19 protein-coding genes are annotated in these 23,650 nt (G+C 38.4%); 10 read left to right on the forward strand and 9 right to left on the reverse strand.

The features are described 5' to 3' along the window. Positions 1–168 precede the first annotated feature (168 nt). The gene (locus R3E32_19745; GenBank protein ID MEZ4886973.1) at positions 169–1,785 is read left to right on the forward strand and encodes a T9SS type A sorting domain-containing protein; all 1,617 of its coding nucleotides are present in this window, start codon (positions 169–171) and stop codon (positions 1,783–1,785) included. A 12-nt stretch (positions 1,786–1,797) separates the two neighbouring features. Continuing rightward, positions 1,798–4,776 (forward strand): CHAT domain-containing protein, encoded by a 2,979-nt coding sequence (locus tag R3E32_19750; protein ID MEZ4886974.1) that lies wholly within the window; start codon positions 1,798–1,800, stop codon positions 4,774–4,776. Here R3E32_19750 and udk read toward each other — a convergent pair. Beyond that, positions 4,757–5,365 (reverse strand): uridine kinase, encoded by a 609-nt coding sequence (udk, locus tag R3E32_19755; protein ID MEZ4886975.1) that lies wholly within the window; start codon positions 5,363–5,365, stop codon positions 4,757–4,759. The two genes, R3E32_19750 and udk, sit on opposite strands and share 20 nt — an antisense overlap. Positions 5,366–5,895: 530 nt before the next feature. On the opposite strand from udk, the gene R3E32_19760 reads away from it, so the two are divergent. Together R3E32_19760 and tyrS are read left to right on the forward strand one after the other, a co-directional pair. Then, entirely contained in the window at positions 5,896–6,651 is a 756-nt protein-coding gene (locus R3E32_19760; protein ID MEZ4886976.1) for an ankyrin repeat domain-containing protein, read from the forward strand. Between the two features lie 269 nt (positions 6,652–6,920). Then, a complete protein-coding gene (gene tyrS / locus R3E32_19765) occupies positions 6,921–8,213 on the forward strand; it encodes a tyrosine--tRNA ligase (GenBank protein MEZ4886977.1) in 1,293 nt (430 codons plus the stop codon). A 21-nt stretch (positions 8,214–8,234) separates the two neighbouring features. On the opposite strand, the gene R3E32_19770 is transcribed toward tyrS, so the two are convergent. Continuing rightward, positions 8,235–8,924, reverse strand: a complete 690-nt coding sequence (locus R3E32_19770; GenBank protein MEZ4886978.1) for a hypothetical protein — start codon at positions 8,922–8,924, stop codon at positions 8,235–8,237. 29 nt (positions 8,925–8,953) lie between these two features. After that, positions 8,954–9,928, reverse strand: a complete 975-nt coding sequence (locus R3E32_19775; GenBank protein MEZ4886979.1) for a hypothetical protein — start codon at positions 9,926–9,928, stop codon at positions 8,954–8,956. A gap of 181 nt (positions 9,929–10,109) precedes the next feature. Between R3E32_19775 and R3E32_19780 the strand changes: the two genes are divergently transcribed. Both R3E32_19780 and R3E32_19785 read left to right on the forward strand, forming a co-directional pair. Next, complete coding sequence (locus R3E32_19780) at positions 10,110–10,937, forward strand: histidine kinase (GenBank protein ID MEZ4886980.1); 828 nt, start codon at positions 10,110–10,112, stop codon at positions 10,935–10,937. Further along, positions 10,934–11,632: a LytTR family DNA-binding domain-containing protein gene (locus R3E32_19785; GenBank protein MEZ4886981.1), complete on the forward strand. Its 699-nt coding sequence runs from the start codon at positions 10,934–10,936 to the stop codon at positions 11,630–11,632. Before R3E32_19780 ends, R3E32_19785 begins: the two co-directional genes overlap by 4 nt. On the opposite strand, the gene R3E32_19790 is transcribed toward R3E32_19785, so the two are convergent. The 3 genes from R3E32_19790 to R3E32_19800 are packed head-to-tail and all read right to left on the reverse strand — an operon-like array spanning position 11,610 to position 14,976. After that, the gene (locus R3E32_19790) at positions 11,610–11,993 is read right to left on the reverse strand and encodes a hypothetical protein (protein ID MEZ4886982.1); all 384 of its coding nucleotides are present in this window, start codon (positions 11,991–11,993) and stop codon (positions 11,610–11,612) included. The genes R3E32_19785 and R3E32_19790 overlap by 23 nt on opposite strands. 11 nt (positions 11,994–12,004) lie before the next feature. Next, positions 12,005–14,359 carry an FdhF/YdeP family oxidoreductase gene (locus tag R3E32_19795; protein ID MEZ4886983.1) on the reverse strand — a complete coding sequence of 785 codons (2,355 nt, stop codon included), beginning with the start codon at positions 14,357–14,359 and terminating at the stop codon, positions 12,005–12,007. A 29-nt stretch (positions 14,360–14,388) separates the two neighbouring features. Continuing rightward, complete coding sequence (locus R3E32_19800) at positions 14,389–14,976, reverse strand: tRNA-(ms[2]io[6]A)-hydroxylase (protein ID MEZ4886984.1); 588 nt, start codon at positions 14,974–14,976, stop codon at positions 14,389–14,391. A 246-nt stretch (positions 14,977–15,222) separates the two neighbouring features. Between R3E32_19800 and R3E32_19805 the strand changes: the two genes are divergently transcribed. From R3E32_19805 to R3E32_19815, 3 genes are all read left to right on the forward strand, one after another. After that, on the forward strand, positions 15,223–15,795 hold the full coding sequence (locus R3E32_19805; GenBank protein MEZ4886985.1) for a sigma-70 family RNA polymerase sigma factor: 573 nt from the start codon (positions 15,223–15,225) through the stop codon (positions 15,793–15,795). A 97-nt stretch (positions 15,796–15,892) separates the two neighbouring features. Beyond that, positions 15,893–16,936 (forward strand): FecR family protein, encoded by a 1,044-nt coding sequence (locus R3E32_19810; protein MEZ4886986.1) that lies wholly within the window; start codon positions 15,893–15,895, stop codon positions 16,934–16,936. Positions 16,937–16,966: 30 nt separating this feature from the next. Beyond that, entirely contained in the window at positions 16,967–19,957 is a 2,991-nt protein-coding gene (locus R3E32_19815; protein ID MEZ4886987.1) for a TonB-dependent receptor, read from the forward strand. On the opposite strand, the gene R3E32_19820 is transcribed toward R3E32_19815, so the two are convergent. Continuing rightward, the gene (locus tag R3E32_19820) at positions 19,937–20,308 is read right to left on the reverse strand and encodes a transmembrane 220 family protein (GenBank protein ID MEZ4886988.1); all 372 of its coding nucleotides are present in this window, start codon (positions 20,306–20,308) and stop codon (positions 19,937–19,939) included. The two genes, R3E32_19815 and R3E32_19820, sit on opposite strands and share 21 nt — an antisense overlap. Before the next feature lie 99 nt (positions 20,309–20,407). Next, a complete protein-coding gene (locus tag R3E32_19825) occupies positions 20,408–20,839 on the reverse strand; it encodes a hypothetical protein (protein MEZ4886989.1) in 432 nt (143 codons plus the stop codon). A 140-nt stretch (positions 20,840–20,979) separates the two neighbouring features. Between R3E32_19825 and R3E32_19830 the strand changes: the two genes are divergently transcribed. After that, positions 20,980–22,032, forward strand: a complete 1,053-nt coding sequence (locus R3E32_19830) for an ATP-binding protein (protein MEZ4886990.1) — start codon at positions 20,980–20,982, stop codon at positions 22,030–22,032. A 3-nt stretch (positions 22,033–22,035) separates the two neighbouring features. Here the strand turns inward: R3E32_19830 and R3E32_19835 are convergent, their stop codons facing one another. Further along, positions 22,036–23,637 (reverse strand): mucoidy inhibitor MuiA family protein, encoded by a 1,602-nt coding sequence (locus R3E32_19835; GenBank protein ID MEZ4886991.1) that lies wholly within the window; start codon positions 23,635–23,637, stop codon positions 22,036–22,038. Between the last annotated feature and the right edge of the window lie 13 nt (positions 23,638–23,650).

A 23,650-nucleotide genomic window follows, 5' to 3' on the forward strand; every position in this document is an offset into this window, starting at 1 on the left:
TCTACAAAAAATAAATTTAATACAGACAGGGTGACTATAGCTGTGTTAAAACAAAGCCTCCTATCGCCACAATAGGAGGCTTATACAAAACTACAATAGAATCCAAAATAGCTTTGTGAGTTTGTGACTCAACTGTAAAATTAACAAATAGTTTAAAATTTCAAAGCTATGTCAAAATATTATTTACTCAACCGTTCTACCCTATTATTTTTGTGTTGTTTTGTAGCAATGTCTTTTTTTATTAATATCAATGTGTTAGCTTGTATAAACTACCAAGGACCTGATGGTGTATGTGTAGAACAAATACAAAACAATAATTACCGATTTACGATTGACTATCCCGGATATAGTGAGAAAGATCTTGTGTTTTGGATTACGCCAGATGGACACTGGCAATATGGACATCAAATAGAACGCTATTTGGAAACCAATAGTTATGACTTTGGTACAGCACATGTGGTCAGAAAAAATGATACAGATTTTGGAATAGCCACTTATCCCATTCCTCCCTTCGATGTAACTGATACTTCAAATGGCATAAACCCAATAGTTGAAGGCGGAGCATTGGTGCTCAATAGTAGTTGGTCCGCTTCTTATGACCAATGGGTTTATACTATCATTACCTACACCAACACAACCGAGTCTGTCATTACTAACGGAACACTCAAATTATCCTATGAAAACAATGTTGGTTATTCCTTCAATCAAACCAATACAGTCATTCCTTACAACTGGGCCAACTACTTAGGAAGCAATAACTCTGGAAACCTCGATATATTAAATTGGTCTTTCAGTGATTTGCATCCAGGAGAACAAAGACACATATATGTTGCCTTTGAAGTAGCCCCAAATGCCCAAAGTAGTTGTACTATGACAGCAGAAATGAACTATGGCCATGGTATAAAAATACCTGCCGAGTTGAAACTCGAAACCAAAAATTATCCACACGATCCCAATTTTGTAAGGATAGACAAACCCTATGGCTCAGAATACAATTTCTACCGCTATTGCAGTGTATATTCCGAAATACTTGATTATACAGTTGGTTTTCAGAATGAAGGAGCGGGTATTGCCAAAGACGTGGTTTTAAAGATAGATATAAACCAAACAGGTTATCAATTGGGAACGCTTACTTTGACAGAAAGTAGCCACCTTGGAAATATTACAAACTTCACCTATAATCCGAATACAGGAACAATCATTGTTGTTTTTCAAAATATCAAACTCCCAGGTTTAGATGACCCATTCCAAGTCCGTTCTTTTCAAGAGACAACAGGATATGTGAGTTTTAGCCTAAAAACCAAATGTCAGATAGACAAACAATTACCTACCAATGCAAATATTTTCTTTTATGCAATAGATGGTACTCAAATGTCCCCTGTACAAACAAACACCGTAGTGGCTAGTCCAGGAGGAGAAGGGAACTACTGTATTACCTGTACGCCAACCGATGCTCCCATACTTGTAGCCTTAGAAGCAAATGAGGAAAAAACAGGAAAACGCAATTTGGAGAAAGAAATTACACACACACATATTTCCATGAGTCCTAACCCCTGTTCCGACTTTTTTGTGCTAAATTACCAACTCACGGAATCTTATCAATCCGTTCGAATAAGCATTGTGGATATAACAGGAAAGCAACGCAAAGAGTTGTTTTCCAATGACCATATGCCGAAAGGTGAACACAGAATGATGGCAGATATAGTAGATTTAGAAAGTGGGATGTATATTGTGAATATTCAAATCGGAGGTCAAAACGAGTCCCACAAATTATTGAAGTGGTAAATTTTAGCATTTATGGATACTTATAGGCATATTTTCTTCAAAATAACAATCACCGTTTTTGCCGTGTTAATGCCAATATTTGGTAGTTCAAATGTTGTCTGTGCACAAAACAAAAACGAGGCGGTTCAAGTTGATAGCACTTATGCCTATCAGTATCTTCAATCTGCATATCTGGAAAAAGAGGAATTAGCACTTGAAGAATCCAATGTATGTGCGGTCGAAGCTGCAAACTATTTTAAACAACTGCAAAACTGGTCGGAATTTTACAACTGTTATCGCCTAGTTACGGCCAATACGTTTAGGCTTCAACACTACACAGAAGCTACGGAGGTGTTTCAAGAAGCTATTGAAGGGATTAAGACTATACCTGAGGCAAAACAAGCAGTAGGATTGTTGTATCACTTACAAAGTGCTGTTTATCACCACCAAGGGCATTTTCAAAATGCAATAAAATTTGGGGAAAAAGCCATCGCAATTTTAGAGCAATTCGACAATGCTCCACACCTTGAACGAGTTTACTACAATTTAGCCAGCGCATATCAAGCAGAAAGCGTTGATTTTCATAAATCTATTAGATATGCTCAGCGAGCCTTACAGATTCATCTTGATGAGCCAAAAATGGATAGTACACGAATTGGGAAATTGTATAGCCTACTTGGAAAATGTCATAGAGGATTGCAGCAATACGAAGATGCCATTGAAGCTTTTCAAAAAAGTAACGATTATGAAGGAAGGAAGGATAACCAACTTGCGTACTTATTGTCAATGGTTTATTTGGATAAAAAAGACTGCAATGAGGCGTTGTCTTATGCACAAAAAGCATTGGACATTGCGGCTAAAGAAAAACTGACGGTTTCGGATGCGTACCTTCGATTAGCATTGGCGCACAATTGTCAAGGAAATACCCGTCAAGCAGACCTTGATTACCAAAAAGCCTTGACCATTTCCAAAGAAGTATACGGCGAACATCATCCCGATCACGCAAAAGTATATGTCTATTTAGGAGATTTTTACCGCCAAGAAGGAAGGTTAGACAGCGCACTTCAAGTATATCAAACGGCACTACAACAGTTAAATCCCAACTTCACGTCTTCTGATGTCCGCAAAAATCCCAATAAGATGGAAGGATACACTTCAATCTGGTGCATGGAAGCTATTAGAAACAAAGCGATTGTGTTTGAAGAAAAATTTGAAGCAGATAGTTCAAGGGAATACCTTCAATCAGCTTTGGAAGGATATGAATGGGTACTCAACAACATTGAATTTCGGCGACAGCGATACACTAATGACGAATCAAAACACTATATTCTCAACTACATATATGATGCCTATGAATCAGCCATTGAGGTAACGTATCAATTGTATCAACTTACCAATGATATGGACTACCTAAACAAGACATTTGCATTTATAGAAAGCAGCAAAGCAAGTGTTTTGAAGGAAGCAGTACATGAAGGAGCTTTGCAGCACGTAAAAAACATACCCCAAGATTTGCTCAACACTTTAGAGGAAGTAAAAATAGAATTGGCATACTATGAAAAACGAGCATACGATTTACAAAATATACAGCCACAAGATAGCCTCGAAATTGCCGATATTCAACTTCAATTGTTTAAATTGAATAGAAGTAAGGAGCAGGTGATTCTCCAACTATCTCAATATCCCGACTACTTCAAACTGAAATCTACTGAAAAAAAGCTGCCTCCACAACAACTACAAAAGGTTCTCTCCCCAGATCAAGCAATTGTCGAATACTTCGTTGGAACGCATCAGTTCTACACCTATTTGCTCACACAAGATACCATTGCAGTTTATCGTCATGAAAAACCAGCGAATTTTGACAAGCAGATTCAAGTATTAAAAGAAACATTGAGCAATTGGACTTTTGTAGTAGATTCTACCAAAGAAGCTGCGAATATGTATGTAAAAACTGCACAGCAACTATATGATTGGCTGCTAAAAGAACCGCTAAACCAATTGAAAGATAAGGAACATTTGATTATTATACCTGACGGGACGCTGGGTTACATTCCGTTTGAAGTCTTGCTAAATGATACACCAAAAGATCCCTTTAACTTTCAAAATTACCCTTACCTCCTCAAACAATACAACATCAGTTATGCCTATGCTAGTACCTTATGGTTAGAAAATGAGGAGATGAAAACTATATCAGCCAGCAATTATACTTTTGGAGGCTTTGCACCTGTTTACCAAACACCTATGTATAGTAGTATTGAACTGGATTCTTTATATAGTGACAATGATCAAGTTCCTTTAATGGCCATAAATGTGAGAAGCGGTCTGGGGGATTTGATCTATGCACGGCAGATAGTGACGCATTTGGCCAGTTTCTTGAATGGTCAAAAATGGATAGCAGAAGATGCCACAAAAGAAAATTTTCAAAAAACAGCTTCTAATTATGGTGTTTTGCACTTGGCCATGCACGGTATTATTGACGATTCCAATCCGCTTTATTCCCACCTTATATTCACGAAAACCAAAGATAAAAAAGACAATCGATTGACTGCTGCCGAACTTTACAATATGCAGCTCAATGCAGGTCTTGCTGTGTTGAGTGCTTGCAATACGGGAGTGGGGGAATTGAAGCGAGGAGAGGGAATCATGAGTCTTTCGAGAGCATTTGCTTTTGCAGGTTGTCCAAGTATGGTGATGAGCTTATGGAGTGTTCCCGATGAGCAAACAGGTATCCTGATGGAAAATTTTTATGCAGCACTAAAAATGGGACAGACTAAAGATGCTGCTTTGAGAACTGCCAAATTGCAGTACCTTCAAACGCAGGACAATCGAGGCGCATATCCTTATTTATGGGCAGGCTTTGTAGTAATTGGTGACACGGATGCCATTCAATTTGAAAACAAATGGTCTACTTCAATTTGGATAGCCTTATTGACCAGCTTGACCAGTATTTTATTCATTATGATGGCAGTCTATTACTTTAAAAAAAGAAAACCTACTGAATCCGTGTACTAATCATTCGAGCCAACACATCAATCGCCACCTCATTTTGCCCTCCTCTGGGTACGATAATATCTGCAAATTGTTTTGCAGGTTCAATAAATTGCTGGTGCATCGGCTTGACCGATTTTTCATAGCGTTCCAATACTTCCCGCACATTTCTGCCACGCTCCAAAATATCCCGATGAATTACCCGAATCAAGCGTTCATCTGGTGCAGCATCTACAAATACTTTGATATCCAGTAGATCCCGAAGACGAGGATGCGTCAGAATCAAAATCCCTTCCACTATCACCACATTCTTGGGTTTCATAGGAATGGTCTCATCAGAACGGGTACAGGTGAGGTAAGAATAAATAGGAATCTGAACACCATCGCCTTGTTTCAAACTGCGGACATGTTTGACCAACAAGCTAAATTCAATAGCTGCTGGGTGGTCAAAATTTAATTTTTGTCTTTCGGCTAAAGGCATGTGGCTATTATCCTTGTAATAATTATCTTGGGGAATAACCGATAAATTCGCCTCAGGAAGTCGAGCCATAATTTTTCTAACCACCGTTGTTTTACCTGCACCAGTTCCTCCTGCAATACCAACCACTAACATTTTAAATAAATTTTTATGTTTAAAAAACTGCTAAGTACTGAATATTACTTCAAAAGTAGTGATTCAAAATCACATATTTTTGTAGAATTTTGAAGAAATGCCACAGTTACGTAAGAAAATAGAAAAGGTTTCGAGAATTGGCATTTTTTTTGACTTAATAATTGCACATGCAGATTATTTAATTTAACTTTATACGAAAGTAGGGCATCTTGCACTACTTATTTTATTATAGAAAAGCTATTTTTTTTCAAAAACTGTTATAATATAATTCATTATATAGTTTTTTTTTCTGCAAACATTTTTTTAGAATAATTATTGTAGAAAAACCTTTTTAAGATTTTTTCCCATTACAGATCAATTTTTTGAACGTCCGCCCTTATAAAAGTATCAGTCATTAAGCGACAACATATTTGGTTGTGTATGTGTGTGTTACCAACTAATTATTATTGTTTAATGCTAAAACTAAGGTGTTCATGAAACTTATTAAAACACAGCTATGGTGCTTGTTATTCATACTAATCTACACTAGTATGGTAGCTCAAGTACAGCCTAATGTATTAGAAGCAGTATTACAAGATGACTATTTCAGTATAGAGGTGTCTATTCGAGAAGGATACAATGCTTTTGTCATTGAACCCTCTGGAATGAGTATAGTAGAACATGCTATCGCTTCTGGTAATCGAAATCTATTGACTACAATAGTCGAAAATATGCATACCGTATCCAATAAAGATGCATATACCCTTTTATCAAAAGCTATTGATTACAAGCAGATAGATATGGTAAAATATTTGTTGGGGAAAAATTTTCATGCCGAAATGAATAGCGTCGAAATGTATAATCTGGTTTGCCTTACCTTACAGCATGATTATGCAGACATTTATCGACTATTCACTGAATATTCCCCCGCTATTGATAACCACCAAATGGATTTTTTGTCCATAGCAGCTAATAGTGATAAATTTGATATTTTTTCTTTCATTTTCAAGTATAAAAACCTAAAAACGTCTGAAAAACTTGGCAGTGAATCATTAATACATCAAGCAGCCAATAGTCTCCCAATAATAACCTTTCTGATTAATAAAGGTGCTGACGTAAACGCTCTTACCACGAATGGGCATACACCACTACACCTTACCAAAGACCTAAAGATAGCTCAGTTATTGATTAAAAACGGTGCCATTGTAAACGTTGAAGACAACGAAGGACATACGCCGCTTTATTATGCACAAAAAGCAGGTGATACCGCAATGGTTCGTTTGTTTGAAAGAGCATTGGAAAAATAATTGAACTACCTCAACAGTTCGGCCTCCTATTAAATGTGATATCTAAAGCATACTATATACCAAATTTATATGCTTTCACGCTTATTAGGAGGCTTTTTACATTCTAATCGGAACTAAATTTCTTCAATTCTTGTTAGCCTCCAATATTTTTCTTCATATTTGCATTGTTACTTTTACTAGGGTAAGACTCAAAGAATCATCTTTTGACTTTGCTAACCAATGAGAATCAACCATTTTTTAATCTTGATTTTCATCCTAATTATTATTCTATGAACTTTATAGAAGAACTTCGATGGCGTGGAATGTTGCACAACAGCACTCCAGGAGTAGAAAAATTATTGGAAAACGAAAAGCCCGTTGCAGCTTATTTGGGTTGTGACCCAACAGCCCCTTCTCTCACAATCGGCAATTTGGCCTCCTTGATGATGTTAATTCACTTCCAAAAAGCAGGACACAAACCGATTGCACTTGTAGGCGGTGCAACAGGAATGATTGGAGACCCTTCTGGAAAGTCTGCCGAACGTGAATTGAAGTCAGTAGAAGTTTTGCATTACAACGTTGCTCAACAAAAGAAAATTCTTCAAAAACTGCTTGATTTTGACCATCCTGTAAATGGAGCAGAATTAGTGAACAACCACGATTGGTTTAAAGATATGCCTGTATTGGATTTCTTGCGAGACATCGGGAAAAACTTGACCGTCAATTACATGATGGCAAAAGATTCGGTAAAAAATCGCTTGGAATCGGGAATTTCCTTCACCGAATTTTCTTACCAACTCATTCAAGGCTACGATTTTGTGTACTTGAATAAGCATAAAAACTGCAAAATCCAATTTGGAGGAAGCGACCAATGGGGTAACATGACCGCAGGAACGGAGCTGATTCGCAAAATGTCGGCTGAAGGTGAAGAGACCGAAGCCTATGCTGTCACCTGTCCATTGATTACCAAAGCAGACGGTACTAAGTTTGGTAAAACCGAAAGCGGCGCAGTGTGGCTCAGTCCAGAACTAACCTCTCCCTACAAATTCTACCAGTTTTGGCTCAATTCTTCTGATGAAGATGTTAAAAGATACATCCGCATTTTTACGCTTTTGGATAAAGAAACGATTGAAGCTCTTGAAGCCGAACACAACGAAGCTCCACACCAACGAATACTTCAAAAGCGATTGGCACAAGAAATAACGACCATGCTACACGGCGAAGATGCTTATGACACCGCCATACAAGCCTCCGAAATATTGTTTGGAAAAGGTACAAAACAAACGCTCCGCAACTTATCGGAAGATGATTTTTTGGATATTTTTAGAGGTGTACCTCAAATTGAAATAAGCCAATCCGCCATTAAAGAAGGCATCAATGTGGTTGATTTTTTAGCAGAAGCAACCCAACTTTTTTCTTCAAAAGGAGAAATTCGCCGAGGCATCAAAGGCAATGGTATCAGTATCAACAAAGAAAAAGTTTCGGATGCGGATTCAATCATTACCACAGATGATTTGATAGCAGGGAAATATATTTTGATGCAAAAAGGGAAGAAAAGTTATGCGATTGGGGTGGTGAGCTAAACGATGTTACTATATGAATTACTACCTCTCGGTTTTTCCTTCTTTTACATAATATTTTTTGGCGTATTTATCAGGTCGAATCTTTGGGTCGTAAATACGATTGCCTTTTATGCGCCATTTTCGATTGGTAAAATATTCATAACGATTAAGTTCATGGTTAAGAAATAGTTCTATTGTGTAGTCGTTCCCAGTTAATTCTATGGAAGAAATTTCTATGTTTCCATAATCTAAAGATTGAATATGCAATTTTTCAGCCTGTCGAAATTTTGATAACATACATACTCCAAATTCATCGGTAGTAGTTTCTTCGATTAACTTAGATTCGTTCATCAACAAGCATTTTGCATAAAGTAAAGACACTTTACTCTCCTCATCTATTAACTTGATTTCGAGTCCTTCTTTGTTTGTTAAAGGGTTCATTATCAGATTAAAGGTTTCTTTATCTTTCTTTTTAGGTTGTTTTTCACTATTGAGAACTAAAGTATTCTTACTTAGCTCCCAAGTGCCCAAAGTTGTACCACAAATCATACCTTGTCTCCAGCAGTACTTAAAAGTCCTATCTGGATTTAATTGGATATTTGCCCAAACATCATGAGGGTAAGTAATCTGCCAGTAATATTTCCCAGAGATTTCGCTGATTGGTATTTGTTTTGAAGTTGAACAAGCTGCAATTATTATTGCAAAGCAAGAGAGAATAAATAGACGTTTCATTTGGCGTTAGTTTAGGTTTATCATTTTGTTTACTCTCTAATCTCCACCTTCCCTTCAATCCACGGACCTCCATTCAAATAAAAATCCATCCCCGTTTTCTTTTCAATATCCACCAGTTGATTCCTCACTTCAATTGGTCTCATATAAATAGCCGCTCTCAATTCGTTGGATTTTGACAATTCCGACTGAGAAGGCGGTTCAAGAATTCCATACATTGACGTTTCTCTATCGTTTTTGACGCAGTGATACCATTCATCTATCAATGCAAGTTCAAAAGGCGAAATTTGACCGTTTTTCAAGGCGTTTACCAGTTTCGGTTTTAAATATAAATAAAGAGTATCTTGTTGTACATATTCTTGTGAGATAGAATTGTGGTGACTGAGAATAGTAGACATCCAATAATAATTTCCAACAAGTTTTTCGCCAGGATAACCATAACTTTCAATGATGTTGATAGATTCCGCCATTTGCTTTTCGCTATGAGGCGCAAATTTTTTCTCAGCATACCTATCTTGTGCGTCCGAACTGAAAGTAAACAAAGCTCCAATGGCTTTCCATTGGTCTTTTGAAAACATTTTTTTTACCTGTTTTTGTAATTCTTCATTTAGATTCGATTCGTATTGATGCCTGAGCACTCGGTATTCTGTTTTGATTGAATTCCAATCTTCTTCCTTTTTTAATTGAGATATATATTTATTTCTCTTTATGGATTTTAGCTTCCATCCAGCCAATATTCCTTGCCTTAAATACTTCTTGGCTTTCGTTTTATCTTCTAAAAACAATGCAAGTTGAGTCGCTATTTGGTATTCTCTTAAAAATACAAAATCATAGTTGTCAAACAAGGATTCGTAAACTTGCAGCGCATCGCTGTATTTTTCCGAACCAATGAGCTTTTCAGCTTCTATAACTTGCTGATGGTAAATCGCATAATCTTGTTTTTCTCCTGCAATGGCGTTCACCATTGAAAAAATGAATATAAAATGAAATATAGAGGTGAATTTCATTACTTAAAAAAGATTTAGGTGTATCACGGTGAGATACTGAGGTGATTAATGAATGACCATTTCAGCTTCAATCAGGGATAAAGTGCTTTCATCACATCATTACTGCAATAGGACTCTATTCAAAACCCGTTCATCACAATTCTTTTGAAGGACAATTATCTTGCTTTAATTTTGGAGCATGATGACAAAAACAAACAAAAAGACGTGGCGGATTATTCAGATTATTGCAGTCGTATCGGCGCTGATTCCGATAGTGATAACCGCCTTTGAATTGATTACGACCAACAAAGAATCCGTCGTATTTTTAGAGAATTTTCACCCAACCCTCAGCCTGATAGTTCTTTTCTACTATGGCTTGTTGATGGTTTTGGGTGTGTCTTGGCTGATAAAACAACTTATCAACCAAATCAAGTTTCTCCTCCAATTGAAGAACGAAAAAACCAGAGCAGAGTTGCTTCATTTAAAAAGTCAGGTCAATCCGCACTTCTTCTTCAACATGCTGAACAACCTCTATGGTTTGGTAGGTAAAGATGATAAAAAGGCGCAAGATTTGATTCTCAAACTTTCTGATTTGATGCGTTACAGCATTTACGAAGGACAAAAAGATTTTGTGCCGATTTCGGAGGAAGTCGAATACCTCAAAAACTACATCGAACTGAATAAGATGCGCTACCACAAAAAGATAGACATACAGTTTGAGGAGCAGATTGAAGAAGATTATCAAGTGATGCCCTTGCTGTTCATCCTACTTTTGGAAAATGCGTTCAAGCATGGTGTGGAGAAATTGACAGAGAATGCCTATGTTCACATCAACATTTTTGCAGACAAAGAGCAAATACAACTGACGGTAGAAAACAATTTTGACTCTTCTGAGAAGGAAGAACAAGCTGGAATTGGATTGAAAAACCTCAAACGAAGGCTGCAATTGGCGTATCCTGACCAACATGCTTTGTCTTTTTCCATCACAGGAAATGTATATAAAGCCAAACTAAAATTGGCACATTTATGATTCGATATCTAATTATTGACGATGAATACATCGCCCACGAGATCATTGAAGGGTATTGCAAACTTTTGCCCAATATGGTATTGAAGAAAAACTGTTATGACGCACTCGAAGCCTTTGAATACTTGAACGAAAACCCAATCGACCTCATTTTTCTCGACCTCAATATGCCCAAGTTGAAGGGGTTTGACTTCTTGAAAACCCTCAATTCTCCTCCCAAAGTGATTGTGACAACTGCCTATAAAGAATATGCACTCGAAGGATACGAGTTGAATATTGAAGACTATTTGCTCAAGCCCTTCGGTTTTGACCGTTTTTTGAAGGCAATCAACAAAGCCTTTGTTTCTTCAAGACCTCAACAAACTCTTTCAAGTCAAAGCCTGCCTCCCAAAAAGCGGATTTTTTTGCGAAGTAACAAAAAGTACATACAGGTAGAAGTTGATGAAATTCAGTACTTAGAGGCTTCTGGAAATTATACCAAAGTGGTAAACGCAAAGGAAACGATTGTCATTCGAGAGAAAATTTCGGATGTGTTGGCATTGTTGCCCAAACAAGGTTTTTTGCAAGTGCACAAATCCTTTGCTGTTGCTGTTAGGCACATCAAAAACATTGAAGGGAATCAGATAGTTATTGGAAAGGATTTTATTCCGATTGGGAAAATGTATAAGAGTGGAGTTAATCAGCTTTTGAAGTCGTAGATTTACTTTCAACTAAATAAGCATCTCCCTCCCATTTAAACTCTCGTCCATAGACAAAAGCCAACTGACGCAAATGTAAAAACAAGTCATTCCAAAACATTTTCTCATAAAAACCTCCTTTTGGCGTTTGGTTGTAAATCATGATTGCTTCTTTGATTTCCCAATAGGATATAAGGTCTTTTTGAAGAATATCGTTTATTCTAACGAGAGCCTCGAACTGCAAAAATAGCCTTTCGCTTTTATTGGATTTTTTCTTATAAATCTCCTCCATTCTCTTCAATCTAATGAAGAAATATTCATCTAATGATTCTCCTTCATTTTCCATATCAAAGGGAGATACTTTTTCCGTTTCGTGAATCATAGTATCGTAATTTAACTGACCAATTCCATCCTCACCACCACCGACTTTGAAGCAGGCGTATCACTGTATTTTTCCTTCAAATTCACAGGGACCAATACATTCGCTTCAGGGAAATAAGTTGCCACACATTGACGGGGAATATCGTATTCCACAACCATAAAAGTTTCTGCAATGCGTTCCTCACCATCATAAGAGCTATGTAAATTCACAAAATCACCTTGCTTCAATCCCGCAGCCTTCAAGTCCTCTCCATTCACCATCACCACACGCCGACCATTAGAAATGCCCCTATATCGGTCGTCCAAACCGTAAATCGTGGTGTTGAATTGGTCGTGACTTCGAACCGTAGCCATCAAGTATTCGTCTGCCTTCAATTCGTGTTTGGGTAGTACATTGACCGTAAATTTCGCTTTGCCGACATCCGTATGGAATTTCCCATCCCTTGCACCATTCGGCAAATAAAATCCACCATTTTTACGTACCCGCTCATTGTAATTGTCAAAACCTTTAATCGTTTTTTCAACAGCATCTCGAATCAAATCGTAATTTTCCATCATGCCCTGCCAATCCGCATTGCCGACCTTTCCCTTCAATGTCGCCATTGCCAAACGGCACACAATTGCAGGTTCGCTGATTAAATGTTCGGAAGCAGGACGTAGATTTCCTTGTGAACGTTGGACAACGCCCATCGAATTTTCGGTACTGACAAACTGCTTACCACTTTTCTGCAAATCTTCCTCCGTTCTGCCCAAACACGGGAGAATCAAGGCATTTTTGCCGTGAATCAAATGGCTTCGATTGGGTTTGGTCGAAACGTGAACGGTCAATCTGCAATTCTGCAAACCTTTGAAGTTAAGTTCGGTGTCGGGTGTTGCAGTTGCAAAATTACCCCCCATCCCAAAAAACACCATTCCCTTTTTCTCAGCCATTGCTTTGACTGCATTAACCGTATTGAAGCCTTCCTTTTGAGGTGGATCAAAGTCAAAAACCGCTTTCAATTTTTCGCCCAATTCAGGACGCAATTTTTCCCAAACGCCCATAGTTCGGTCACCTTGTACATTGCTGTGTCCACGAACAGGGCAAGTTCCACCACCCTTTATGCCGATGCTTCCTTTGGCGAGCAAAAGATTGACCCATTCCGTAATGTTTGCTACACCATTTTTGTGCTGCGTCAAACCCATCGCCCAACAAACGATGATGCGCTCGGATGTATGAATCATTTCTGCGGCTTCTTGTATCTCGTTCAATGGAATACCGCACTGTTTCGACAAATCTTTGAGTTTGTAATTGTCCAAATCGTTTACAAAAGCTTCGTATCCAGTTGTATGTCGATTGATAAAGGTATGGTTGAATACCCTCCCTGGAGATTGTCTTTCTTTTTCGGCAAGAATCTTCAAGATGGCTTTGGTCAAAGCGACATCTTCGTTGATTTTGACCTGCAAAAACAGATTGGACAAGGGTATGCCGCCATTGAAGTAGTCCACTACTTTTTGTGGGTCTTTGAATTTTATCAAGCCTGTTTCCTTCAATGGGTTGATACTGATAATTTTCGCCCCTTTTTTCTTGGCTTTTCGGAGGGCAGACATCATGCGGGGGTGATTCGTGCCAGGGTTTTGACCTGCAATGATGATGAGGTCGGTTTCGTAAAAATCCTCCAATTTGACCGAACCTTTGCCAATCCCCAAAGTTTCGGAAAGCGCATAGCCACTTGATTCGTGGCACATATTGGAGCAGTCGGGCAGATTGTTCGTGCCAAATTGACGGGCAAACAATTGATACAAAAAGGCGGCTTCGTTGCTCGTTCGACCAGAAGTGTAAAAAATGGCATCGTCTGGACTGTCCAAATCATTGAGTTCTGCCGCAATAAACTGAAAGGCTTCTTCCCACGAAATGGGTTGGTAATGCGTTTGTCCTTCCTTCAAAATCATCGGATGTGTAATACGTCCTTGTTTACCGAGCCAATATTCGGAGTAAGTTTTTAATTCCTCTACGCTGTATTTTTGGAAAAATTCAGGGGTTACTCTCGCTTTTGTAGCTTCTTCTGCAACGGCTTTTGCGCCATTTTCGCAGTATTCCCCCAAACTCGAACGATGGTCATCAGGGTCAGGCCATGCACAGCCCGGACAGTCAAAGCCTTCCATCTGATTGACGCTGAACAAAGTTTTGAGAGTCGTGCTGACATCCATTTCTTCAAAACTTCGCTTGAGAGTCGTCAATACGGCAGGAATCCCCGCAGCTACTTTTTTGCTTTTGCCGACTTTGATGTTTTCTGCTTCAATGGGAGGCTGTACATTGATTTTTTGAAGGTCTTTCTTGTTTGGATTCATGGTGTTGTTAGGATTGCCGATAGAATTCGTATTTTTCAAAGATAAGGAGAATATGTTTGATAGTTACTTCAATGGATTCTATCTCCCCTCAATGCAATCCCCTCCATGATTTTCTTTTCATATTCGAGCCATTCTGCCCATCGGGCTTTTACTTGTTCCTCGCTAAAATAGGTGCGTGCCAATCCGAGAAATAGCGTGTAATGCCCTGCTTCTGAAACCATGAGTTTGTAGTAAAATTCACTCAACTCTTCGTCGCCAATGTTTTTCCAAAGCAATTTGAAGCGTTCACAACTTCGGGCTTCAATAAGTCCCGCCATCAATAGGAGGTCTAAGAGTCGGTAGTCTTTGCTATTGCCTATGGTCAAAAATTTTCGGAGTTCGCCCACATATTCATCTTTGCGTTGTCTGCCGAGTGGAATGTTGCGTTTTTTCATTTGCTGCAAAACCATTCGAAAATGCCCCCATTCTTCGGTGACAATTGGGGCAAGTTGTTCGACCAATTCTGCTTTATCTGGATAGAGCTGAATTAGGGAAATGCAAGTAGAGGCTGCTTTTTGCTCGCAATAAGCATGGTCGGTGAGGATAAATTCGAGGCTCTTTTCTGCAAGGTTTACCCAGCGAGGATCGGTTGGTAATTGGAGTCGGAGAATGGACATGGTGTTAAGGATGAAATTTTAAATTAGTGAATTTGCGTATTTTCAAAACACAAAAATAAGGGAATGAATGAAAATAGAAGTAATATGCTCTCAGAATAGATAGACAATAAAAATTAAGAACGAGTGATTCTTCAATTTTTTTTACGGATGTAGTTAATCCTCTCGACATTCAAAGCCATTTTTGGGTCAATTGTTTGCTAAATTTGTATATTTACCAGACCTAACCTATACAAACAATTTTGCGAATTGAAACTACTACCCCATAAGCATCTTAACGATGAGGTTTTATGGCTACAGCTGAAGCAAGGCAGTCAAACTGCTTTTGCTCAGTTATTTAGAAAGTATCATACCAGTTTGTATGAATATGGACTTCATTTGGTGAATGATAGAGAAGAGTTGTTGAAGGACACCATTCAGGAATTGTTTACAGAATTATGGGCTAAAAGAAAAAAGCTGGCAGATGTCCACTATGTAAAAACCTACCTTTTTAAATCTTTTCGCCGAAACTTGCTGAAAGAACTAAAAAAACAACGAAAGTTTGTGTTTTTGTTTGACTATACGAATATTCAACCCAATGCGTTTAGTCTTTCTATAGAAGATTTGATGATTGCAGAAGAAATGAGCAAAGAAACCCAATTAAAGGTAGCCAATGCCTTGGAAAATTTAACTGCTTCGCAAAGAGAGGTTATTTATTTGAAATTTAAGGACAATCTTGACTATGAAGAAATAGAAGCTGTTACGAATTTGAAATACCAATCTATTCGCAATTCGGTTTATCGGGCATTGAAAACATTGAGGGAAGTAATCAGGGTAAATTAAGCATCAAAATATTGAGTACAAAACTACAATTCGTATCTCTTAAAATGTAGAATACATTAATTTTTACGGCTGAAAATAGCAAATATCGCTACTGTGGATGAAAAAATACGTTAATTATTCCGTTGAAGATTTCGCAACTGACAATCACTTCAGAAAATGGATATTGAGGGGAGGATCATCAGAAGATTTTTGGCAGCATTTTCTCTCTGATCATCCTGAAAAAAAAAATGAAGTACATGAAGCAGCTCAATTGGTTCGACTTCTACAATTTTGCAACACCTCCACCTCAGCCGATAAAGAACTTCAGCAAACACTGAAAAAAATTAATACCCAACCTCCTATTTTCAATAGGTTTTCCTTCCTTCAATATGCAGCTGCTGTATTCCTCTTCATTTGTATCAGTAGCGTAGTATATTTTACACTTAATAGGAATCAAATTACCCATGCCACCAATTTTGGTGAGAAAAAAAACGTTGTTTTACCCGATGGCTCCGAAATAATGCTCAATGCCAATTCAAGCATTCGTTATACCAAAGACTGGAAAGATGCGCTTATAAAGGAAGTTACTTTGCAGGGAGAAGCCTTTTTTGAAGTAGTGCATCAAAGAAACAATGCAAAATTTGTCGTACATACAAGCACTTTTGATGTGGAAGTGCTGGGTACGAGTTTTAACCTTATCAATCGCCCAAGTAAGCATCAGGTGATGCTAAAAGAAGGCAAAGTAGAGGTGCATTTCATAGATAAAACAGACGATTTTGTTTCTTTTTTGGACACTACCGAACAGCAGCAAATACACCAAAACAAAACCTTGCAGTTGTCGCCCAATCAGCTATTTGAAGTTTCGTTGAAAGAAAGAACAATTGTTCGCAAAGAAGTCAACCCTACTGATTATACTGCTTGGCTTTCCAACAAATTTGTGTGCAATCAACTTCCTTTGGCAGATTTAGCTCTATTCATTGAAGACAATTATGGTTGGGAGGTGAAAACGATGGATACAGAGTTACTTAGCCAAAAAATCAATGGCACTATTCCTACCAATAATATAGATGTTTTATTAGATGCGTTACCCTTCATTTTGGAAACAAAAATGGTGGTGGACAAACAAAAAAAAGAAATTATTTTTACAGACAATCCATCCTAAAACACTTTTTTTGCGTCTTAGTAGAAAAAAATGCGGCAAAATCCTGCAATTGATAAAAATGCTCAGCCGTTTTTCAGAATTTTTAAAATTATTGCCTGTCTTTTCGGTTGCTTTTTTTATTTATACCCACTTGTTTTAGCACAAGAAACGAGGCATGCATCGGTCAGTAATAATCAAACGGTTAAGCTTAAAGATGCACTCTTTGAAGTGGAATCTCACTTTGATGTTTCTATTTTATATCGAAGCGAGATTGTAGAGGGCTTGTTGCTTCACTCCAATTTCGTATTTGAAGAAACTATACACCAAACCTTAGAAAAACTACTCCAACCTTTTGGCCTACAATACCAAGAAATCAACGAAAATACCTTTGTGGTTTTGTCCCCTAAACCTTCAATAACAAAGGATAAGGGAACGGTAAAAGGTAGAATCACCGATATCAATGGCGCACCAATGGAAGGAGTCAATGTGGTATTGAAAGGTACAAAAATAGGTGCCCCTACGGATAGCGATGGCAAATTTGAGATAAGAAATGTAGCGTTAGGTAGTCATGTGTTATGTTCGTCCTATGTAGGTTTTTTGAGCCGCAAAGAAACTGTTGTAGTTCAGCCAAATGTAACTACTGAAGTCAATGTTTTTCTGAATGAAGATTTCTTGGAGCTAAAGAATGTAGTGGTGACAGGGAGTCGTAACAATATCAGTAAAATAGAATCGAGTATTGCACTGACCACCATTAATGCTTCTTTTTTAGAAAAAATCGCTCCGAGAAGCACTGCCGATGTGCTGCAATATATTCCTGGGTTTTATTCAGAAAGTTCGGGAGGAGAGACAACTAATAATCTGTTTTCGAGGGGAATGTCTGCCGAAGGAAGCTTTCAGTATGTTGTTCTTCAAGAGGACGGATTGCCCGTTTATGAAGCGGGAAATATAGATTGGGCATCGTCTGATAATTTTACCCGTGTGGACTTGAGTCTGAAAAAAGTGGAGGCATTGAGAGGAGGTTCGGGCAATATTTTTGCGAGCAATGCACCAGGAGGCATCATCAATTTCATCAGTTATACAGGCGAAGAGCATTTGACTGCAAATAAACCAAAAGGAAAAATTCGATTGCAAACCAGTGATTTTGGTCAATTTAGGACGGATGCGAATTTGGGGGGTAAACTGACTGACAATATTTTTTTCAATATAGGTGGGTTTTATCGGCGAGATGACGGCATCAGACAACCTGGCTATACTGCCAACAATGGTGGGCAAATCAAGGCCAATATGACAAAAAAAATCAACAATGGATATATTCGGCTCTATGCAAAATACCTAAACGAAAAGAATATTTTCTACTTACCGATTCCGCTTATAAATGCTTCGAAACCCAAACCTGTGAATCACTTCAATGCGAATTATGGTACAATGAACGCACTCAAACAAACAGTCGTGAGTTTCCCAACACCAGAAGGGGCTAAAACTTACGACTTGACAGATGGGGCTCGCAATCACTTAGGGTATATTGGAACAGAAATGTCCTTCAAAATATTGAAAGACTGGACAGTTACCAATAAAAATCGAATCAGTTATATCTATAAAGGGACAGATGCCATCATTTCTGTATTTGAGCCTATTAGTGCTCAAAAATATGCCAAAGAAAAAATGGCAAATATTTCGGATGCAACATCTTACAATTACAGTTATTCAAATGGTAGTGACGTTTTTGATGAAAAATTTGCGAATGGAAATGGATTGGTTGGTGAACAAGGCTGGTGGCACAATGACCTGCAATTGAAGAGTGTAATTAATAGCCTTGAGATTAGTAAAAAGTCTGATGATCATATTTTTACAACAGGGGTTTATTTAAGCGAATTTTCAGATAAGACACAAAGGCATTGGGCGAATTTATTATTGGAGGTGAGAGATGACAATGCACAACGACTCAACCTTGATTTTTATAATCGAGATGGAGAACTCATCAGTACAGTTACACACAATGGCTTTACTACCTATCAAGCCTTTAATATTTGGGAAAACAATACGGGCAAAGCTAGGGTACTGGCAGTTTTTGCAGACGAACAATGGACGATAAATCCGCATCTAAGCCTCAATGCTGGACTTCGATATGAAACGCTCTCGGCAAGTGGCAGCCTTGAAAACACAGATATTTTTGACCTCAATCCTTCTAATAGTACTTACCGTAACCCAGTGTTATCCGAAATTCTTTTTGGCAATAACACCTTCGATTATTATGGTTGGAGCTTCAATGATTTTGCAGCTTCGCTTGGACTTAACTACAATATTACCAAAGATATGTCTGCTTATGCGAGGACTACGAAAGGTTATCGAATGCCCGATTTTGACAATTGGCAGGCGAGGCAATCGGATGGTGGGCAGACAGAAGATGTTTTGTTATTGGAGTCAGGGTACAAATATTCAGCTCCAAAAATCGCTTTTTTTGGAGCACTGTTTTTCACCTCTATTAGCAATCAGCTTACTACAGACAATTCGATAGATACCTTGGGAAATGTATTGCCCTTTCGGACAAGAGGTTCACAAACAATTGGAACAGAGCTGGAAGTGACAAGCAGACCTATCAAAAATCTGAGAGTGGATGTGAAAGCCACTTTGCAGCAAGCGACCTATAAGGTAGCAGACAGCCAAGAATTACCGAATCTTCCTCCTATTGACGGAAATCAAGTAAAACGCATCCCCAATGTTTTTTTTACTTTAATGCCTTCTTATGAATACCGAACATTGAAGTTTTTTGGTACAATTCAGTACTTTGGAAACCGATTTAGTGATGAAACGAATACAGCCAATTTACCTGCCTTTACCAACTTAAACATAGGAGTAAGTGTATCTACGCCATTGAAGTCACAGCGGGTTATTTCGTTTTTGGTACATGCCCAAAATTTGACCAATACCATCGGACTTACGGAAGGAAATCCAAGAATCATTGGGACAAGAGCAACTTCTACCCGTTTGGCCCGCCCAATTTTAGGGCGATCCGTTATTGTCTCATCGACTCTTAGTTTTTGATTCGTAGTAGTGATACCAAATGGCTAAAAAGCACAACAACAGGCCCAAACATTCCCTACTTTTTTCGATATAGGGTTTTTCCGTTTTCATAGACTCAACAAGTTCGCTCAAACCATGTTGACTGATCCATTCAAATACATTGGGAAGTAAATACGAAAAACCTCCAAAATATAATATCATCATGGCGAGTAACATGGCTCTATTGTACTCTTTGAAAACACCCAAAAGAGAGATAACCCCTACAATGCCATACACAAAAAACCATAGCACCGCATCAGGGTCGTTGTGCTGAACGGCTGCAAAAGCAAAGAAGATAATCGCTAAAACAATGTTGATAAGACGTGCTTTCATATTGGAATTTCTTTCTACGCTGCAAAAGTACAAATCCTATTCCAAAAGTAAAGGCTCCGTTATTCTTTCCTTCAAAGAGTTATTTTCAGTTCTTAGAAACTAAAATGAGTAGCGTAAGGAAAAAGCTCCTCCAGTTGAAGTCCTAATATCCGACCGCCATAGAAACACGGTTGGTTTGATGTCAATAGCCATCACAATAGGCGAACTTGTACTCAGTTCTAAGCCAAAAATACCATCTACTCCCACATTCAAATCGCTTCTCCAAGTTCCGATATGTCCTCCTAAGCCATAAAAAACATTCAAACTCTGATCCAGAACTTCTGAGTGAAACTCAATCAAAGCGGTCACCGAACCGCCTTTGTCACCGCCTCCTACAATCACTTCAAAGGCAGTATTTCCTCCCATGAACTGTTTGTAGGTGATACCAGTCGGAAATCCAAATCGAATTCCGACAGCGGCATCATAATTTTGAGCTTGTGTCAAGCCATTTGCTGCTAATAAACAAATGATTAAAAAAAGTAGTTTTTTCATATTTATCTTTTGTCAAAAAATTAATAATCAAAGGTGTAGGTTTTATTGTAATTTTAGTCGCAAACTAAAGACATTTTTTAGTAATTAAGTTGCTTATGACTCACAAACATCAACTTCCCGCATATCGCTATTACTTTTTAATGAAAAACGTAACTCCCAATCAATTAGCTTATTTTATAGCTGTTATTTTAGGGTTAGCCTGTTTTATCGTTAATTTATTGCTTATTTTTTTCTTCCAACTGACCATTGAATGGTATTGGGCTTTTGTAATGGCATTTGCAACAAGCGTTGTCGCTTATATCCTCTTTTACATTGCTTTAGAACGGTTTATCTACCGAAAAATCAAGTTGATTTACAAACACATTCACCGACTGAAGCAACCCAAGAAAAATGTTGGTGAGAGTGTAGATTTAAACGAAAATATCCTCGACCAAGTAGAAACCCAGGTCTTGGAATGGACAGCAGAGAAAAAAGAAGAAGTAGATGCCTTGAAAAAATTGGAGAACTACCGTCGAGAATTTCTCGGCAATGTATCACACGAACTGAAAACTCCGATTTTTAATATGCAGGGGTACCTACATACCCTCATTGACGGAGGCATTGACGACCACAAAATTAACATGAAATATTTGCATCGAGCTGCCCAAAATGCCGAAAGACTGAGTGCTATTGTCAATGATTTGGAGATTGTGAGCCGACACGAAGCGGGAGAACTTCAACTCAATCAAGCTCCATTTAACATTGCGGAATTGGTAGAAGAAATTTTTGAAGCTATGGAAATGATGGCAGATGCCAATGATGTAGAATTGAGCTTCAAAAAAGGTTCTCAAACTTCCATGATGGTATTTGCAGATCGGGAACGCATTCACCAAGTGCTTACCAACCTCATCTCCAACTCTATACATTATGGCAGCGAAAATGGCAAAACCAAGATTGGCATTTACGACATGGATAAATATGCGCTGATTGAAGTGACCGACAACGGACTGGGAATTGCCGAAAAACACCTTCCTCGATTGTTTGAGCGTTTTTATCGGGTAGATCCTGCTCGTTCCAGAGAAAAAGGTGGTTCAGGTTTGGGCCTGTCCATTGTCAAACACCTCATTGAAGCCCACCACCAAACCATTCACGTCCGCAGCAAAGAAGGTCTCGGCACCACTTTTGGCTTTACCTTAGCCAAAGCAAAGGCATAGGTTTTACAGGCCAATCACGGTTATATCCTCATGATACGTGACTGAATACTTCAAAGGGATGGTTTTTTCTTCCCCTCTTTCAATCGTATATTCCCACTCTAAATGTCCCAAGTCATTCTTTTTGAGCGTATCTGTATCGGATTCATAAACAGGTTCGATAAGCGTGACTTCAATATCGTTGTCGTTAGAAATAGGAATTTGATTGTGTACAGTTAGTTGAATCTCTCGTTTTTTGGAGTTGGTAATCACCGTTTCATAGGCATAGAGCATTTTCTCTTTGTTTTTGATAAAACCGACCGTCTTGCGAAGATTTTGAAGCGTTTTGTAGGTTACTTTCACTGCCTCGTCAATGCCGAGACCTATTTCAAAATCTGCTCCCGAGGCGGTAAAAGGAATATTGGATTTTGCTACAAAATGATTGTCCATGAAGATGTTAGATTCACCTTTTAGCAAGGGATATTCACTATCATTGGTGATATTGGCTTTCAAATAGGCATGAGCAGACTTAGAAGGAACTGCAATGTGCACAAATTCAGTTTTGTACGACTTCTGTAAAATATTCACCTGTTGTGCTTGGTTGTCACTCAAAATAGTGGTCTTGCTGCCCACACCAAACACCACCGAAGCTGCTTTTGTATCAACCGACGTTTCTTCATATTCCATTGGTGTAGCGTCTATCTCTTTGGCCATTTCTTCTCGTTTCATTGCTCCTCCTGCACTCATTTCGTCTGCCATTACAGAAGGGGATGCGGATATTCTTTTGTAACTTTTACTTTCAGGCCTTGGAGGAACATATTTACTCAAAAACCAACTGCCCAACATAGGCGGTTCTCCGCTAATATGAGGTTGGGCAGTCGACAATTCCAGCCCTATACCTTCCCAATCCTCTCCTGTTCTTTGACTTACCATTGCTTTGTAAGCCAAAATGACTTCGTTGGTATCGCTGTTCACCCGTACATCATAGACAGGATACCAAGCCGCACCATAGACCACATACGACAATTTCAATACGACTTCCTCTGCACCTTTTGCTTCCAAGACGACTTGCACTTGCTTTTGTGTTTTGGTCGTTGTCTGTCCAAATGAGTTCATTTCTCGCCTCACCTTATCCAATTGTTGTTGAATGTCTTGATTTTCTTTTTGAACAACCAAAATATCCGCATCAATTTTTGTCAATTGTGTTTGGTGTAAGTCAATCATTTGCAGCCATTTTTCGGGCTGTAAACTAGCAGAATCTGTTGCTTTTTCAGAAGTAGCGGTGATTTTTGCAGCAATATTTTCTACCAACAAACGTGCGCTTTCCAGACGTTGGGTTTTCATCTGCAATGCTTTTGCGTCATTTTGTAGTTCATTTTGATGCTTTTGCAGTTCCTCCAAACGTTCATTCTGATTGACCACAAAATGCTTGGTTTCCAACTTTACATCCTTCAATACGGCATTGCCAGCACCTGTTACTTGAAGGCTATTTGCTTCAATGTTTTGGGGCAATTTATCAAACACAAGGGTTTGATTGCCTGTTTCAATTGTAGCTGTTGCCATGCGTGTCACTTGTGCTCTGTCGGTAAAAACGGCAACTTGTATGATTTTAGAGTCGAGGGTTTTCATGTTTTTGGAGTTT

The sequence above is a fragment of the Chitinophagales bacterium genome (assembly GCA_041392475.1).
In the GTDB taxonomy this organism is placed as follows: domain Bacteria; phylum Bacteroidota; class Bacteroidia; order Chitinophagales; family UBA2359; genus JAUHXA01.